Annotated in this window: 1 protein-coding gene and 2 pseudogenes; 1 reads left to right on the top strand and 2 read right to left on the bottom strand. The window is 36.8% G+C overall.

The window, feature by feature from the left end; all coding sequences use genetic code 11:
• Positions 1-324 precede the first annotated feature (324 nt).
• Positions 325-894 (top strand): hypothetical protein, encoded by a 570-nt coding sequence (locus tag AP75_RS13955; RefSeq protein WP_088265004.1) that lies wholly within the window; start codon positions 325-327, stop codon positions 892-894.
• 250 nt (positions 895-1,144) lie between these two features.
• On the opposite strand, the pseudogene AP75_RS14970 reads toward AP75_RS13955, so the two are convergent.
• Positions 1,145-1,273, bottom strand: a pseudogene (locus AP75_RS14970) (IS91 family transposase); the annotation flags it as partial.
• Positions 1,251-1,476: pseudogene (locus AP75_RS13950) on the bottom strand (tyrosine-type recombinase/integrase); the annotation flags it as partial. The pseudogenes AP75_RS13950 and AP75_RS14970, both read right to left, overlap by 23 nt.

Raw genomic sequence — 1,476 nt, 5'->3', positions numbered from 1 at the left:
TTAATTTCCATGTCTTAATTTTTTAAATTAAACCAATAAAAACTCCAAGGATTGCACTTTGCTAAATTTGAAATTATTCTGATCGGGATATCTGCTTTTGGCGGACTCACCATTAAAAACTAACACCGTCTGAAGTATTACTACCAAAGACTTTTGTGCAATCTTACCTGAATTGCAGACGGGTTTTTTAAACACCATTGCTTAAACCGGTCTTTTCAAGGAGCAGGTACTAAGGTAAGAAATAATGGATTTGGAATATTGAATTTTTCACGCCGACTCCTCCTCGTTAGCGGCTAAAAACAACTTCGTTTTCGAGTAGGGGAATTGCCGACAACGAAAAAAGCTTTAGCATATAAAAATATATTTTCTGCGTTAGAAAGTTCATCAAATGATAATAGTTTTACATTTTGGAACCTATGCAAGGAACTTGATAACATCGCTTTTAATGAAATATTTCTTTTACCAAGACTTAAAAAAATATACACTAAATTAAATGTAAAAGATGAAAAGATTAAACTTAACAATTTTATAGAAATTTTTCAACCAGCAGTTCATCTAAGCGGAAATGAGAAAGAAGTTATGATTTTAAGGGCTAGAAACCTTCAAACATCTTTATTGACATTTTGTCATTCTTATAACTACGAATTATTACTCTCACATCCGAAAAACAACAATTGCACTCACAAAATAATTGAACTACTTAAAGATGAATTAACCAATTCAAATTTGATAAGAATTTCTAACAGAAGAATAAAATTGAAAGAATTGCTTATTGAAAATAATTTCATAGACACCATTGATAAGATTGCAGATGGCCTACGAAAAACAATAATAAATCTTCAGTCTGAAGTAAAAAAAACAGATAAGGGACTTGATAAAATTTTAAAACGGTAAAAATTACTGCGGCTAATAACTAAGCTTTCGTTTTGTCTGCAAGACAAGAAATGAAAGCCCGTTGAACGGAAGCTCCGGTAGCTTTTCAGCAGCATTTTGGTCCTCTTATGGGGATGTCGTTTTTAGGATTTAGAGGTACAAAGCAGTTTTTTCGGAAGGACTGCTTTTTTTGTGGCGTTGGGTAGCCTTTGGAAGTGGGTTCTGCGGGGTTTTATTGGCTGTAGAGCACAACTTCCCTTACCCGCAAAGTTTATTCCGCAGACAAAGGTTGGGTGACGAAAAGAAAGTCCTGCGGCGGCCCCCTCTGCCCGAAAATAGCAATGGTCACAAGGTTTCCCTCCTTGTAGCACCGGCATTTATTGAGCAGCGTTTTGGGTGTGAAGCTTGATATTCCTTACTTCCATACAGCGCAGTCCGCAACCGTAGATCAGGCCGATGAGCAGTTTGTGTTTCAGGAGTTCGGCACTTTGAAGCATTCGCCAGATTTCTTCACGGCTTAAAATAGTGGGAAGTTTTTTCACCTTTGGAATCGCGGGAAGATGGAGGTAGCTGTAAGGCAAGCCTTCGGTTTTCAGCAAAAAC

Source organism: Kaistella haifensis DSM 19056, assembly GCF_000735695.2.
Lineage (GTDB): Bacteria > Bacteroidota > Bacteroidia > Flavobacteriales > Weeksellaceae > Kaistella > Kaistella haifensis.
This window is presented reverse-complemented; position numbering and strand designations above follow the sequence as displayed.